We start from the raw sequence: 13,761 nt of genomic DNA, 5'->3' as shown, positions 1-13,761 counted from the left end.
GTCAACAGTTGAGAAGGAATGTGGCGGATGTTCCAGGACAAACAGGTGGGTTATTTGTATGAGGTGGGTAACCAGGGCGGGATTCGTCGTGCGGCGGATATCCTTGGTGTTAACCCATCCGTGGTCAGCCGCCAAATCGCGCAACTGGAGCGCGCACTGCAGCTCCCGCTGCTGGAGCGGCGCGGGCGTAACGTGGTGTTAACCGAAGCGGGACGCCTGCTGGCAGAGGACTATTTTGCCAGCCGCCAGCGGCGTGAAAAGCTGGAAAGCCAGCTAAAAGATCTGCGCCATATGCGCGGCGGAACAATCTCGGTGCGCATTGGCGGTGGGCTGATCACCGCCTTTATCGAAGGGGTTATGCGCGAGTTTGCCAAATCATACCCGCAGGTTTTTGTTGATATTGTGGTGGGTAGCATGCAGGAGATGCTCAACGATATCGTCAGCGGCGAAGCGGATATGGCGCTGGCCTTTGGCCCAATCGGTACGCCGGAACTCAAGCGCCACAGCTTTCAGTGGGGGCCAATCTGCGCCGTCGTCTCGCCACAGCACCCTATCGCGCAGCGGCAAAGCATCACCATTGAAGAGCTGCTCGACTATCCATTAATAGCCCTGACGGAAAATTTCGGCCTGCAACGCCATATGAATGCCATGTTTAAAAGCCAGGGTTTGCAATTTCATCCGGCGTATCGCTGTAACCAGTTCTCCACCGCGATGGGGCTAAGCCAGGCGGGGCTGGGTATCTCGTTTATGACCGCTTACGCTGCCGCCGATCCCATTCGCCTTGGCGCACTGGTCGCCGTACCGCTCGACCATCCGGTCGCCAGTAGTGCTCAGTGCCACCTGTTGCGTAACTCCGATCGGCGCTTTACGCCAGCCGCCCACCATATGTGGCGGCTTCTGCATAATGCCTTTCGCGACAAATAAAGGGGTGTGGTATACCAGAAAGCCAACCAAATGAGGCATAGCATGTCGATGACGCGCGATATACAGCAATCATTTTGCCGTCCACTGGCGTTACCGGGTGTCGAACTGCGCAGCACCTGGCGCAGCCAGCAGGCGTATAAAAGCCACAGCCACGCAGAATTATCCATTGGCGCGATTATCGACGGGCAAACCCGCTGTCTCTGCAACGGACAGGAATACCTACTCCAACCGGGCGATCTGATGGTCATTCCACCGCACACGCCCCACAGTTGTAACCCACTCGCCGGGCAGCCACGCAGCTACCATATGCTTTACCTGCCGCATAAAAACAGCCAACAACAGGTCATTCGCGACCCTTCGTTATTTCAGTTGTACTTGCGTATCGTGGCGTTGATTGAGCGTGACGACTCGCCACGATTACCTGCTGCACTCAATGCCCTGCTCAGCGCCTTACCTCGCGGTGCGGATCACTGCGCGCCGCTGCGCCCCGTAAGCCAGCAGGTGCTGGCGGCGTTGACCCACGATTTGCAGCAACCGCCCACTCTGGATGCGCTGGCAAGTGCCTTTTCCCTGCGCAAAGAGACGCTTATCCGCACCTTCAAGCAGGACACCGGCCTGACGCCGGGCAGCTTTTTGAATATCGCGCGCGTTGAGTTTGCCAAAAGCCGCCTGCGCGCGGGCGACACGCTGGCGGATGTCGGCTACCAGAGCGGGTTTGCCGATCAAAGTCATTTCCACCGCACTTTTGTGAGCTACACTGCCGCCACGCCGCGCCAGTACGCGTTTGGCCGATCAATATCCGACAATAAATAGCGCCGACGCGCCGCTAAGGTGAGCTTCACTTTTTTCTGTGGAGGTCACTATGGCGTTATTTCCCACCGCGTTTCCGGCGCTGGCGCTGGCACATTTTGTTGCCCTGCTCAGCCCCGGCCCGGATTTCTTTTTGTTAATGGGGTTTGCGATCCGCTATCGGCTGCGCGGCAGCGCCGGGCTGTGCGCGGGTATCGCCGCAGGCAACGCGTTTTATATCCTGATAGTGATTATCGGGGCGAGTGCGCTGCACCCGTTCACGGTGCTCTTTAGCGCCATTGAACTGCTGGGTGCAATCTATTTGCTGTGGATTGGCTGGCACCTGCTGCACAGCCGCACGCAGACGTTTTGCGTCGATGAAACCCGTCAGCCGTGCCCGAGCCTGAGAAAACAGTTTTTACTCGGGCTGGGTTCCGCGCTGCTTAATCCCAAAAATGCGCTGTTTTACCTCGCGCTGATGACCGCCCTGCTCGGCCCGAACGTCACACTGATCCAGCAGTCGGTAAGCGGCGTGTGGATGGTAATGGTCGTATTCGTCTGGGATATATCGGTGGTTTGGCTCATTGGGCTGCCCGCCGTGCAACAGCGACTGAGCCGCAGCGTGTGGTGGATCGAGCGCATCGCAGGCGCGGTGCTAATGGTGTTTGGGACGTCGATTTTATGGAGCATGCTGCGTAATCTGCTTAGGATTTAACCTTTTGCAAGAACCCGGCGTTGGGTTATATGCTTAAACCATGAATAAATTCGCAGAACTCAAGCGCGCCAAGCGCCTGGCGCTGTCGCTGTTACTGGTTGCGGCCGCGACGTTTATCACCACACTGTTCCTGCCGCCCAACTTCTGGGTAAGCGGGGTGAAAGCCATTGCCGAAGCGGCGATGGTCGGCGCACTGGCGGACTGGTTCGCGGTGGTCGCGCTGTTTCACCGTGTGCCGTTCCCGTTTATCTCCCGCCATACGGCGATTATCCCGCGTAATAAAGAGCGGATTGGCGACAATCTCGGCCAGTTCGTGCAGGAAAAATTTCTGGATACCCAATCGCTGGTGGCGTTAATTCATCGCCACCAGCCTGCGCAGATGATTGGCGTCTGGTTCAGCCAGCCCGACAACGCGCAGCGCGTGGGAGTGCATCTGTTGCAGGTGATGAGCGGCTTTCTGGAGATGGCCGACGACAGCCGCATTCAGCGCCTGTTACGCCGCGCGGTGCACAAAGCCATCGACAAAGTGGATCTCACCGAAACCAGCGCACTGCTGCTGGAAAGCCTGACCCGCAACAATCGCCACCAAAAGCTGCTGGATACCGTCATTGCACAATTGATCGCCCTGCTGCAACGGCAAAGCAGCCGCGATTTTATTGCCCGCCAAATCGTGCGCTGGCTGAAAACCGATCACCCGATGAAGGCGAAGATCCTGCCCACCGAATGGCTGGGCGAGCAGAGTGCCGACTGGGTTTCCGAAGCGGTAAATTCGCTGCTCGACGATGTTAATGCCGACAGCACACATCAGATCCGCCAGGCTTTCGATCGCGCGACAATGAAGCTGATCGCCAGTCTGAAAAGCGATCCGGAAATGGCCGAGCGCGCAGAAAACATCAAAGAGTATTTGAAAAACGACGAGACGTTTAACCGCTATGTCGGCGAAATGTGGGCGGATCTGCGTAACTGGATGAAAACGGATATGCAGTCTGACGATTCGCGTATGCAAAAACGCATCACCGACGCGGGCCTGTGGTTTGGCGAAACGCTGCTGGCGGATGGCGCGCTGCGCGCTTCATTAAATGAGCATCTGGAACAAGCCGCGCACCGCGTGGCACCGGAGTTCGCCGCGTTTCTCACCCGCCATATCAGCGACACAGTAAAAAGCTGGGACGCGCGGGATATGTCGCAACAAATCGAGCTGAATATCGGTAAAGATCTGCAATTTATCCGCATCAACGGCACGCTCGTCGGCGGGACGATCGGCCTGATCCTCTATTTGCTGTCGCAGCTGCCCGCGCTGCTGCACGTTAGCGCTTTCTAAGTTGCCAGGAGAAACGATGGCCGACATTACCCTCACCACCAGCGAACGCGAGCAGTTACGCAAAAAATTGCAGACCTATTGTGAGCAGAATTTTGAGCTGGAACTGGAGCAGTTTGACGCCGAGTTCTTTCTCGATTTCATTGCCGAACAGATTGGCCCGGCTTTTTATAACGCCGGGATCGATGAGGCGATTCGCACACATGCGCTCTACAGCGAGCGCATTCAGGAAGAGATGGATCTCAAAAAAATACTCTGAGCTTACTGAAAACGTTTTTTTCACCTTTTCATCCGCCGGAGATCAATATCTCCGCATTTTTTGCATGCCTATAATGCGGCCTCTTTTCAAGCTCTCCCGTGTTACGGGGAAGGAAAATCATGTCGCTTATCACCGCACTTCCAGAAGTTTTCGAACAGTTTTCTGAAGCCCGCCAGAAAGGTTTTCTCACCGTGATGGATCTCAAAGAGCAAGGGATCCCGCTGGTTGGCACCTACTGCACCTTTATGCCGCAAGAGATCGCCATGGCCGCCGGCGCGGTGGTGGTTTCCCTCTGTTCCACCAATGATGAAACCATTGAGGAAGCGGAAAAAGATCTGCCGCGCAACCTCTGTCCGCTGATTAAAAGCAGCTACGGCTTTGGCAAAACCGACAAATGTCCCTACTTCTACTTTTCCGATCTGGTGGTGGGTGAAACTACCTGCGACGGCAAAAAGAAAATGTATGAATACATGGCGGAATTCAAAGCGGTCCATGTCATGCAGTTGCCAAACAGCGCAGCAGACGCCGCTTCCCGCGCATTGTGGAAAGCGGAAATCCTGCGTTTACAGCACACGATCGAGCAACGTTTTGGTCAGCCGATTAGCGAAGCCGCGTTACGTGAGGCTATCGCGCTGAAAAACCGCGAGCGCCAGGCGCTGGCGAATTTCTACCGCGTCGGGCAGCTCAATCCACCGGCAATCAGCGGCGCGGATATCCTGAAAGTGGTGTACGGCGCAACCTTCCGTTTTGATAAAGCGGCGCTGATCGACGAACTGAACGCCACAGCGGCGCGGATCCGCGAGGAGTGGCAGGCAGGTAAACGGCTGGATCCGCGCCCGCGTATTTTAATCACCGGTTGTCCGATTGGCGGCGCGGCGGAAAAAGTGGTGCGCGCCATTGAAGAGAACGGCGGCTGGGTCGTCGGGTATGAAAACTGTACCGGCGCAAAAGCCACCGAGCGCTGCGTCGAGGAGAGCGGCGATGTGTACGACGCGCTGACCGACAAATATCTGGCGATCGGCTGCTCCTGCATTTCCCCTAATGATGAGCGTCTGAAACTGCTCAGCCAGATGGTCGACGAATACCAGGCCGATGGTGTGATCGATGTGATTTTGCAGGCCTGCCACACCTATGCGGTGGAGTCGCTGGCAATCAAACGCCATGTCCGCCAGCAGCACAACATTCCCTATATGGCGATTGAAACGGATTATTCGACAGCGGATATCGGGCAGCTCAGCACCCGCGTCGCCGCGTTTATCGAGATGTTATAAGGAGCGGGCGTGACGTTTACCGTTGGTATTGATTCCGGCTCGACCACCACCAAAGGCGTTTTGCTTCAGGGCGAGACGATTGTGCGGCGCTTCCTGTGCCCGACCTCGTTTCGCCCGGCGGCATCGATTGTTGAAGCATGGGAAACGCTGCGCGCAGGGCTTGAGGAAAAGCCCTTTCTGACGCTGACCGGCTACGGGCGGCAACTGGTCGATTTCGCCGATAAGCAGGTGACTGAAATCTCCTGCCACGGACTGGGGGCACGTTTGCTGCTCGCGCAAACACGCACGGTGATCGACATTGGCGGACAGGACAGCAAAGTGATCGCGCTGGATGAACAGGGCAATCTCGCCGATTTTCTGATGAATGACAAATGCGCCGCCGGAACCGGGCGTTTTCTGGACGTTATCTCGCGCACACTGGGTACGCAGGTGGAACATCTGGACACCATTACCGACGGCGTGGAGCCGCATCCGCTCACCAGCATGTGTACGGTGTTTGCCGAATCCGAAGTGATCAGCCTGCGCTCGGCGGGTATCGCGCCGGAGGCGATTCTCGCCGGGGTCATCAACGCTATGGCGCGACGCAGCGCGCACTTTATCTCGCGCCTGTCCACGCAAGGGCCATTGCTGTTTACCGGCGGCGTCAGCCACTGCGCTACCTTTCGCCGCATGCTGGCCGGACATCTGAAAAGCGATGTGTTTACGCATGACGACGCCCAGTACGCGGGCGCGCTGGGCGCGGCGTTAATCGGCCAGCGGCAGAGGAAGCGCTAATGGCGGAATATCTTTTGTTGTTTCATAACACGCCCGGCGTGCTGCAAACGCGAAAAGCGATGCAGTCGGCGGGCATCGCTTTTCGCGTGCAGGATATTCCGCGCCAGCTCAAAGGCGGCTGCGGGCTATGCATCCGTTTTCACAGCGAAGCGGAAGCGGTCAACCGGTGGGTGACGCCCGGTGTGACAGAGGCGATTTATCGTTGTGACGGTGAGGAATTTACGCGCGTGGGAGAATGAGCGGGGGCTTTATCTGGCGTGTAAAATCGCTGCGGCACAGCGCTTTCGGCCCGAAAAACACCGCGTTTTCGGGCGCATTCCTCTTTACTGCTCCTCAATCACAAACCGTGTGGCTTCGAAGCGGTTCAAAATCAGATGCACCAGATAGATCATCGTTAAGGTCGCCAGCAGCGCCACGGTAACGGAGACGATGCGGTAGAGATCGCTGAATACTAAATCCGTGTCCGGATGCAGGTTCTGACCAAACATAATGCCGATGGTGGTCACGCTGGCAAACCCCACACCGGCCCCGACTTTCTCCATCACATGCAGCCGCGCGCTGAACGCCAGCCCGAGGCCAATCAGCGGCATCATCAATAACATGTGACTACTGTGGTTGTAGAGGATCAACTGCACCAGCAGGATATACAGGCAGGCGAGCACCACGCCGACGACACGCCACACAGAACTCATCACCGCACCGCGATAATGCATCGGAAACAGGATCAAAATCCCGGCCATCAGCGCGGATAACGAATCGCTAAGATCGCTCAGTTGAAAAACCACAAAGATCATCGTCGCCACGGTGCCGGAGAGCAGTGATTCGTGACGCACGCGCGCGGCGTTTTTCTCGATCATCGGTGGACGCGTGCGCGGTTCGACATCCGGGATTAGATAGTTCATCAACGCACTCAGCGCCACCGCCATAATGCTGGCTTCAATATTGGAAAACAGCAGCGTGTGCCAGTCGCTGGAGGGGTAGCTCATAAAGTTGAGCATCGTACTCTGGCACACCACGCCCGCCGAGCCAAACAGAAACAGTGCGCCTTTGCTCATAAAACGAAAACGCATCACGTACAGCGCAAACACCACTAGCGTCATGATCACCGGCCAGCGCGACAAATAGCCGATAATAAACACCATTTCGATGCAATTTATCACCGCACTGAAGATGAACTGTTTCGCCACATGGCGGTTAAACACTGGCACCAGCGACAGCAACATCACCGGATAGACGACATAAAACACGCCGTACTGGGTGTTATAAAAACTCGACACACTGAGCGCTATCATCCCGGCAAAGACGATGCGCAGCGTCTGGCGAAAGTCATTCGCCGTGTAAACGATATTGCCGTGAGGCGTGAAAACCCGCGCCAGCGTATTAATAGACATAGTGCAACAGGCTCACCAGGTGAATTTGCAGGCCCGAGAAAAAGCGCGCGAACACCCCTTCGCTGTTATACAACTGCACCGTAGCACGCGCGCCGGTCGGGAGTTCTTTCGGCAACGGTTCATCCAGTGCAACGTGGATGCGCATACGCTGCGCGTCACGCACCCAGCGGTTAGAGGTTTGCGGCGCGGAAAGCTCGCCATTCACCGCCTGCTGCCCGGCCAGCACCCCGGCATCACTGCTGGTGACATGGGCTTTGAACACATGCCCCGGCAGCGCGTCAAACACCACTGCCGCATCGGTGCCAACGCGCGTATGGCGCAGGCTCTTCTCACGGAAATCCGCCACGATATCGGTTTTATCGTGCACCAGCGCCAGTGCGGCAGTTCCGGCAGCGGCATAAAAACCGGGACTTAATTGCAGATTACTGACCGCACCATCGGCTTCGGCGCGAACCTGGGTCCAGCTCAGATTCAGCTGCGCCTGTTGCAGGGCATTGCGGTATTTCTGCAGCGTTACGTTGCGGGCATCATCGCGATCGCCGCGCTCAATGTTCAGCGCATCAATCGAGGCATTCAGGTTGTTCACCGATTGCACACTGCTTTGCCAGGTCGTGCGTACTTTATCGACATCGGCTTGCGAGACGTTATGCATCACGCTCAGGTTCTGGTAGCGCTCAAAGGTCACCCGATCGTTTTGTGCAGTAAGCTGCGCCGTCTTCAGGCTGGCCTGCGCGGCAACGATTTGCGCATCCAGTTGTTGATTGGTGAGCTTTGCTTGTGCCAGCGCGATTTGCGCGGCTTCTACCTGGTTGTTAAACGGCGTGGCGTCCAGTTCGAACAGCAGATCGCCCTTCTTCACCTGGCTGTTGTTCTGCACATACACTTGCGCAACGTAGCCAGAAACGCGGGCGGAAACCGGCGTCACCACGCGCATGACGGTGGAATCCGGGGTCAGCGGGATCCAGATATCGGCAACGATAAAATAGACAAACATCAGCAGGAAAGAGGCAATACTCACCCTTACCCAGCGGGCAAACTTTTGTTCTGGCGTCATGATTTTCTTATTCGGTTTGGTTGTCTTCTTCGCGCATCACACGCAAATTACAGGCGATTTGATTCAAGGTGTCGCTAAAGGCGAGCAGACTCGCGGGCGGAATATTTCCCGCTGCCCGTAGCTGGCAGGCTTCGATCACCTGCGTGATTTTACCCAACATACGCGTCCCTTCGGCGGTGAGCGCCAACAGGCGAATACGTTTGTCGTACGGCGATGTCGTACGCACAATTAGCCCCTGCTTTTCCAGTTGTGTCAGGGTGCGCATCAACGGCGGCAGCTCAATGCCCTGCACTTCCGCCAGCTCACTGACGGAGACGTTATTCCCTAACTGGTGAAGCTGCATCAGCACCGTCCAGCCCGACTGCGTGATGCCCGTGTCGCTCAATGCGTGATCGATAGTGGCACGCCACTGGCGCACAACCATCGCCATGCGCATACCCAGCGGTCGGCGGGCGAACAGTTCCTCTTCCGTCATCGCAATCCTCTCGTTTCACAGGCGGGGTACGATAATAGTTATCAGGGTAAGTATCAAGAAACGGGAATAGCAAAGAGCATGGATTGCGAAAGTTTAATCAAAAAATACCATTCCCTTATAAGGCTTCTCGCGGCACGCGGCCAGCCGCTGGGCAAGGTTGCCGACATGCGCTTCGAGCTTGTGTCCGTCGGGATCGAGGAAATACCAGGAGTCGCCTTCGCTTTTATTCGCTTTCCAGCTCACCACCCCAGCCTGCTCAAGGCGAGTGACAAAGCGGGCGAAATCGCATGCATCAACACTGAACGCATAATGGGTGTAGTCACTTTGTGTTGGCGGTACATACTGGCGCTGCGCGTCGGCAGATAAGCAAAGCCACAACTCACCGCAGGTGAGATAAGCGCCATTGTCCCAGCGCGTATGCAGTTTCAGGCCAAGAAGTTGATGATAAAACTCAATACTGCGGGCAAGGTCGCTAACCGCCAGGGTCAGGTGGTTGAGGCTGTTTAACATGCTTGGTACTCCGGCCATAGGAAGGAAAAACGCGGCACCCAACAAAAGCGTTGAATGCAGCGTTAACTGGGCTGCGAATTACTTCGCCTCTTTCACTTCCGAGACGAATTCCGGCAGATCCCAGGTGCCGCCCGCACGCACATAACGGCACATGCCGGAGGTGGATTCGCTGCTCTTACGGAAGGTTTCACCGTCCCAGACCCACTCCGCCGACGCCCAGCAATCGCCAATGCCGCGACCACGCTGGCCCAATGAGATCACGCCATCGCTGTAATCAGAGGCGGAGTTAGTAATAAATTGCGGCGTCCCTTTCAGCGCCTTATCCACTACCCAGTAGCCATAACCTTCGTTATACGCCCCGCGCCAGCAAAGGGTGGAGATCAGTGCATGTTTGCCATCCAGCGGCGTCAGGGTAATGTCGTTATCACCGTCGATAACCGGTTCCTGTGGGGAGACAAGGCGATCGCACTCGTTACCGCTGGTAAGCGCCGCCAGCAAACGCGGTTTCAGCGCTGCGGTTTCGGCTTTGGTGAGGGTGCGATCTTCACCGCCTTTCACTTCCACCGCCTGAATCACCGGCGCGGCAACCGCTGGCGTCACCGAGCTTTCTGCTTTATCGCCCTTTTTACTCAGCGCGCCCGGTGTGCCCACGCGCCCTTGTACATCATCAAATTTCAGCAACACGGCGTATGCGCCATCGCCGGAGAGCACAAACGGTTTCGCGCCGCCTTTGAATTCGACTTTACCGCTACCTTTCACAGCATCGATCATGCTGTGCGCCTGCGCATCGGATAAACGCCAGCTATCGTTATCTTCGGTCGCGATCTCACCTTGTGATTTACCATCGATCCATAGGCTGAGCGTTGCCTGCTGCGTCGTTTCGTCGGCGTCCATTTCCGCCAGCACCACATCAACGGTCACCGGCGTGTCCGGCCCGGCTTTGCGCGTGATCAATACCGAACCGGTGGCTTCTTCTTCTGCGCTGTAACCGGCGGCGCGGCAGGTCAGGGTGTTATCACAAACCACTTCCCAGTCTTTATGGTCAAACGAGACACCACTTTGCTCCGCCAGCACGGGCACACTTAGCGTTGCCGTCATCACCAGCGCCGCTTTGATACTGCTTTTCATGCCATCACTCCGTAATGAGAAATGCGCACAGTGTGCAGAAATTATGTGTCAGGGAGAAGTGTATTTTGGCGGGGGTGAAGAGAAAAAAGGCGAGAAAAAATTCTCGCCTCAAGGTAGTGAACACACTTAATCCAGATTCAGCTCACCGTAGGATTTCACCACGCGGGAAACGATGCCGTAATCAATGGCTTCTTGGGTGTTCATCCAGTAGTTGCGGTCAGTATCCTGCTTCACTTTCTCCACTGGCTGGCCGGTTGCTTCAGCGATCATGCGGTTAACGCGCTCCAGCGTGCGGATGATCTCTTTCGCTTCGATTTCAATGTCGCTGGCCTGGCCGCGTACGCCGCCCAGCGGTTGATGGATCATAAAGCGGGTGTTCGGCAGCGAATAACGGTGCTCTTTTTTCGCCGCCAGCAGGATGGTGATCCCGGCGCTTGCCACCCAACCGGTGCCGATGATGTGCACTTCCGGGGTGATGAACTTAATCATGTCATGAATGGTATCCGCCGCTTCAACATGGCCACCCTGGCTGTTGAGATAGATCTTAATCGGCGCATCGCTGATGCCCTGCAACAGCAGCAACTGGGTGACGACTTTTTCGGTCAGTGCCTGGTTGATCTCGCCAGAGATAATGATCGAGCGGGCATCCAGCAGTTTTTGCTGCATCAGTTGTGAGACGTTACCGGTCTCTTTCTCTTTTTTCTCGTCGTCTTCGTTCATAAAGTGCATGCGCTTTCTCCCCTTCAGGTTGTGGAGCTAAGCATAGCCCAACGCAGGTTGGGCGGAAATAACAAGATATTATCTCCACGCGTTATCGCCCTCATCACAGTTCACTGCGGCGTAACCCCAGGTCTTTTAGCTGCTCGTCGCTTAATGCGCGCAGTAACCGCCGCGTTTTCACGCGTTCATGCAGTCGTTGCAGTTTGCGCCAGAGTAAAACAAAGCCTAAAAACGGGCGGTTGGGTCGATTTTCAAAGAATTCCATGGTGCTCTCCTCGCCTGAAAAGAGCTCTATCTTCGCCGTTCTCGCCCATGACAATACAGATTCAGAAATCACTTTTCTTTAACATACAGATCGCTTAAAACAACGTCTGAATCGCGAATTTCACGCCAATCTGTACTGGTTCTTAAATCTGTATGGTGAATTTTAAGGATACAGCATGACACGCTACCAACATCTGGCCACGCTGCTGGCAGAACGCATTGAACAGGGATTGTATCGCCACGGCGAAAAGCTGCCGTCAGTGCGCAGCCTGAGCCAGGAGCACGGCGTGAGTATCAGCACCGTGCAGCAGGCGTACCAGGTGCTGGAAAACCTGCAACTGATAACGCCCCAACCGCGTTCCGGCTACTTTGTCGCGCCGCGCAAGGCAAAACCGCCCGTGCCCGCAATGTCACGCCCGGTACAACGGCCGGTGGAAGTCACGCAGTGGGATGAAGTGCTGACGCTGCTGGACGCGCGCACGGATAAAGCGATTGCTGCGTTTGGCGGCGGCGCACCGGATATCACTCAGCCCACGCTTAAACCGCTGTGGCGCGAGATGAGCCGTATCGCCCAACACCAGGTGATGGATGCGTTAAGCTACGACACGCTGCCAGGCCGCCGTGAACTGCGCGAGCAAATCGCCCGGCTGATGCTGGATGGCGGCGCATCAGTCAGCGCCGATGATATTGTCATCGCCAGTGGTTGCCATCCGGCGCTGGCGCTCGCCTTGCTGGCGGTGTGCCAGCCGGGGGATATTGTCGCCGTTGAATCCCCCTCGTATTACGGCACGATGCAGTTACTGCGTGGTTTGGACATTAAAGCGATTGAAATTCCGACCGATCCCGAAACCGGCATCAGCGTGGAAGCCCTGGAGCTGGCACTGGAACAGTGGCCCATTAAGGGCGTGATTCTGGTGCCGAACTGCAATAACCCGCTCGGCTTTATCATGCCGGACGCGCGGAAAAAAGCCGTGCTGGCGCTGGCGCAGCGCCACGACATCGTGATTTTTGAAGACGATATTTACGGCGAGCTGGCAGCGGAATATCCGCGCCCCAGCACCATAAAATCCTATGATATTGATGGTCGCGTGCTGCTGTGCAGCTCTATCACCAAAACCGTGGCACCGGGTTTGCGTGTCGGCTGGATTGCGCCGGGACGTTACCTGGATCGGGTGCTGCATAAAAAGTATGCCGCCATCGGCACCAATGTGCCGGGAACACAACTGGCGGTTGCGGCGTTTATTCGCGACGGTCATTACCATCGGCATGTGCGACGCATGCGCCAGCTTTATCAGCAGCAACTGGAAACTTATACCTGCTGGGTGCGCCAATATTTTCCCTGCGGTATCTGCGTGACGCGCCCGCAAGGCGGTTATTTATTGTGGGTCGAGTTGCCGGAAACCGTCGATATGGTCTGTGTTTCCCGCGCGCTGTGCCGCCTGAAAATCCAGATTGCACCCGGCTCGTTATTTTCAGCGTCTGGCAAGTACCGTAACTGCCTGCGCCTGAATTGCGCCCTGCCGCTGACCGACGCCAATCGCGAGGTGATCAAGCACTTAGGCGAAGCCATTCACAACGCCTTAGAGGACTGAATTCAAAGTACGCGTTTGCCTGTCAGAATCCGGCGTGCGCCGAGGTAGTGATCCTGCCAGTAGCCATCAAGAAAATGGCTGATACGGATATTCAACCCGGTACGCGGCGCTTCGATAAAGCGGTTATGCCCCAGATAGACACCGACATGATCGACCTGGCCGCGTAATTTGCTGCGAAAGAACAGCAAATCCCCCTGGCGCAAGTTCGCGGTTTTAACCCGCATCAAGCGTTTGTCATGAAACATGGCTTTGGTGGTGCGGGGTAATTTATTACTCAACACTTTGTTGTAGGCATAAAACACCAGCCCACTGCAGTCGAAACCGCGCGCCGGCGAGACGCCGCCAAAAACATACGGTTTACCCAACTGTTTTTTAAGGTGATGCACAACCTTGTCAACTTTTGACTGACGCGTCGCCGCGAGCATCGCTTCACGGGTGATCTTGCGCTGTTCGGCAAGCATCGTTGGCGAGTGTGTACGGCTAACCGGTTTAGATTGCACACAACCGGTCAGGAACACAGCAAGCAAAATAAGAAAAAAAAGCCCCAAAAACCCGCGGAGCATGCTCTGCCTGGGGG

General features: G+C 56.1%; 17 protein-coding genes. 9 read left to right on the top strand and 8 right to left on the bottom strand.

Annotated elements, in window-relative coordinates:
- The first annotated feature begins 27 nt into the window (after positions 1–27).
- The 8 genes from BN2591_RS07380 to BN2591_RS07345 all read left to right on the top strand — a co-directional run bounded on the left by BN2591_RS07380 (position 28) and on the right by BN2591_RS07345 (position 6,289).
- Complete coding sequence (locus tag BN2591_RS07380; protein ID WP_086870324.1) at positions 28–924, top strand: LysR family transcriptional regulator; 897 nt, start codon at positions 28–30, stop codon at positions 922–924.
- Between the two features lie 42 nt (positions 925–966).
- Positions 967–1,737, top strand: coding sequence for a helix-turn-helix transcriptional regulator (locus BN2591_RS07375; RefSeq protein WP_086870322.1), 771 nt, complete (start codon positions 967–969; stop codon positions 1,735–1,737).
- A 49-nt stretch (positions 1,738–1,786) separates the two neighbouring features.
- A complete protein-coding gene (locus BN2591_RS07370; protein WP_086870320.1) occupies positions 1,787–2,428 on the top strand; it encodes a LysE family translocator in 642 nt (213 codons plus the stop codon).
- Between the two features lie 40 nt (positions 2,429–2,468).
- Positions 2,469–3,749: a DUF445 domain-containing protein gene (locus BN2591_RS07365; protein WP_086870318.1), complete on the top strand. Its 1,281-nt coding sequence runs from the start codon at positions 2,469–2,471 to the stop codon at positions 3,747–3,749.
- A gap of 16 nt (positions 3,750–3,765) precedes the next feature.
- Positions 3,766–4,005 (top strand): DUF2164 domain-containing protein, encoded by a 240-nt coding sequence (locus BN2591_RS07360; RefSeq protein ID WP_086870316.1) that lies wholly within the window; start codon positions 3,766–3,768, stop codon positions 4,003–4,005.
- A 119-nt stretch (positions 4,006–4,124) separates the two neighbouring features.
- Positions 4,125–5,276, top strand: a complete 1,152-nt coding sequence (locus BN2591_RS07355; RefSeq protein ID WP_086870314.1) for a double-cubane-cluster-containing anaerobic reductase — start codon at positions 4,125–4,127, stop codon at positions 5,274–5,276.
- 9 nt (positions 5,277–5,285) lie between these two features.
- Complete coding sequence (yjiL, locus tag BN2591_RS07350) at positions 5,286–6,050, top strand: putative 2-hydroxyacyl-CoA dehydratase activator YjiL (RefSeq protein ID WP_086870312.1); 765 nt, start codon at positions 5,286–5,288, stop codon at positions 6,048–6,050.
- Positions 6,050–6,289, top strand: coding sequence for a putative Se/S carrier protein (locus tag BN2591_RS07345; RefSeq protein ID WP_086870310.1), 240 nt, complete (start codon positions 6,050–6,052; stop codon positions 6,287–6,289). Before yjiL ends, BN2591_RS07345 begins: the two co-directional genes overlap by 1 nt.
- Before the next feature lie 84 nt (positions 6,290–6,373).
- Here BN2591_RS07345 and BN2591_RS07340 read toward each other — a convergent pair whose 3' ends face one another.
- The 7 genes from BN2591_RS07340 to BN2591_RS07310 all read right to left on the bottom strand — a co-directional run bounded on the left by BN2591_RS07340 (position 6,374) and on the right by BN2591_RS07310 (position 11,593).
- Positions 6,374–7,441 (bottom strand): DUF2955 domain-containing protein, encoded by a 1,068-nt coding sequence (locus BN2591_RS07340; RefSeq protein WP_017457796.1) that lies wholly within the window; start codon positions 7,439–7,441, stop codon positions 6,374–6,376.
- On the bottom strand, positions 7,431–8,498 hold the full coding sequence (locus BN2591_RS07335) for an HlyD family secretion protein (protein ID WP_086870308.1): 1,068 nt from the start codon (positions 8,496–8,498) through the stop codon (positions 7,431–7,433). The genes BN2591_RS07340 and BN2591_RS07335 overlap by 11 nt, the downstream gene beginning before the upstream one ends.
- Before the next feature lie 4 nt (positions 8,499–8,502).
- Positions 8,503–8,970 carry a MarR family transcriptional regulator gene (locus BN2591_RS07330; protein WP_086870306.1) on the bottom strand — a complete coding sequence of 156 codons (468 nt, stop codon included), beginning with the start codon at positions 8,968–8,970 and terminating at the stop codon, positions 8,503–8,505.
- A 93-nt stretch (positions 8,971–9,063) separates the two neighbouring features.
- Entirely contained in the window at positions 9,064–9,480 is a 417-nt protein-coding gene (locus BN2591_RS07325; RefSeq protein ID WP_086870304.1) for a FosA family fosfomycin resistance glutathione transferase, read from the bottom strand.
- 78 nt (positions 9,481–9,558) lie between these two features.
- On the bottom strand, positions 9,559–10,608 hold the full coding sequence (locus BN2591_RS07320; protein WP_086870302.1) for a DUF1176 domain-containing protein: 1,050 nt from the start codon (positions 10,606–10,608) through the stop codon (positions 9,559–9,561).
- 126 nt (positions 10,609–10,734) lie between these two features.
- Positions 10,735–11,328, bottom strand: a complete 594-nt coding sequence (locus BN2591_RS07315) for an ATP-dependent Clp protease proteolytic subunit (protein WP_425268947.1) — start codon at positions 11,326–11,328, stop codon at positions 10,735–10,737.
- 103 nt (positions 11,329–11,431) lie between these two features.
- Positions 11,432–11,593, bottom strand: a complete 162-nt coding sequence (locus tag BN2591_RS07310) for a DUF1127 domain-containing protein (protein ID WP_086870298.1) — start codon at positions 11,591–11,593, stop codon at positions 11,432–11,434.
- A 175-nt stretch (positions 11,594–11,768) separates the two neighbouring features.
- Here BN2591_RS07310 and BN2591_RS07305 point away from each other — a divergent pair, with 175 nt between their 5' ends.
- Positions 11,769–13,184 (top strand): aminotransferase-like domain-containing protein, encoded by a 1,416-nt coding sequence (locus BN2591_RS07305; protein WP_086870296.1) that lies wholly within the window; start codon positions 11,769–11,771, stop codon positions 13,182–13,184.
- A gap of 2 nt (positions 13,185–13,186) precedes the next feature.
- Here BN2591_RS07305 and BN2591_RS07300 read toward each other — a convergent pair whose 3' ends face one another.
- A complete protein-coding gene (locus BN2591_RS07300) occupies positions 13,187–13,747 on the bottom strand; it encodes a C40 family peptidase (RefSeq protein ID WP_086870294.1) in 561 nt (186 codons plus the stop codon).
- Positions 13,748–13,761 lie beyond the last annotated feature (14 nt).

It is taken from the genome of Kosakonia pseudosacchari, from assembly GCF_900184035.1.
Classification (GTDB): domain Bacteria; phylum Pseudomonadota; class Gammaproteobacteria; order Enterobacterales; family Enterobacteriaceae; genus Kosakonia; species Kosakonia pseudosacchari.
This window is presented reverse-complemented; position numbering and strand designations above follow the sequence as displayed.

What these genes read in the sequence shown, in the direction of transcription:
- BN2591_RS07300 (WP_086870294.1), bottom strand. Translation starts at nt 13,747, where the DNA reads ATGCTCCGCGGGTTTTTGGGGCTTTTTTTTCTTATTTTGCTTGCTGTG.
- BN2591_RS07310 (WP_086870298.1), bottom strand. Translation starts at nt 11,593, where the DNA reads ATGGAATTCTTTGAAAATCGACCCAACCGCCCGTTTTTAGGCTTTGTT.
- BN2591_RS07315 (WP_425268947.1), bottom strand. Translation starts at nt 11,328, where the DNA reads ATGAACGAAGACGACGAGAAAAAAGAGAAAGAGACCGGTAACGTCTCA.
- BN2591_RS07340 (WP_017457796.1), bottom strand. Translation starts at nt 7,441, where the DNA reads ATGTCTATTAATACGCTGGCGCGGGTTTTCACGCCTCACGGCAATATC.
- BN2591_RS07375 (WP_086870322.1), top strand. Translation starts at nt 967, where the DNA reads ATGTCGATGACGCGCGATATACAGCAATCATTTTGCCGTCCACTGGCG.
- BN2591_RS07320 (WP_086870302.1), bottom strand. Translation starts at nt 10,608, where the DNA reads ATGAAAAGCAGTATCAAAGCGGCGCTGGTGATGACGGCAACGCTAAGT.
- BN2591_RS07345 (WP_086870310.1), top strand. Translation starts at nt 6,050, where the DNA reads ATGGCGGAATATCTTTTGTTGTTTCATAACACGCCCGGCGTGCTGCAA.
- BN2591_RS07380 (WP_086870324.1), top strand. Translation starts at nt 28, where the DNA reads ATGTTCCAGGACAAACAGGTGGGTTATTTGTATGAGGTGGGTAACCAG.
- BN2591_RS07355 (WP_086870314.1), top strand. Translation starts at nt 4,125, where the DNA reads ATGTCGCTTATCACCGCACTTCCAGAAGTTTTCGAACAGTTTTCTGAA.
- BN2591_RS07325 (WP_086870304.1), bottom strand. Translation starts at nt 9,480, where the DNA reads ATGTTAAACAGCCTCAACCACCTGACCCTGGCGGTTAGCGACCTTGCC.
- BN2591_RS07365 (WP_086870318.1), top strand. Translation starts at nt 2,469, where the DNA reads ATGAATAAATTCGCAGAACTCAAGCGCGCCAAGCGCCTGGCGCTGTCG.
- BN2591_RS07330 (WP_086870306.1), bottom strand. Translation starts at nt 8,970, where the DNA reads ATGACGGAAGAGGAACTGTTCGCCCGCCGACCGCTGGGTATGCGCATG.
- BN2591_RS07360 (WP_086870316.1), top strand. Translation starts at nt 3,766, where the DNA reads ATGGCCGACATTACCCTCACCACCAGCGAACGCGAGCAGTTACGCAAA.
- BN2591_RS07370 (WP_086870320.1), top strand. Translation starts at nt 1,787, where the DNA reads ATGGCGTTATTTCCCACCGCGTTTCCGGCGCTGGCGCTGGCACATTTT.
- BN2591_RS07305 (WP_086870296.1), top strand. Translation starts at nt 11,769, where the DNA reads ATGACACGCTACCAACATCTGGCCACGCTGCTGGCAGAACGCATTGAA.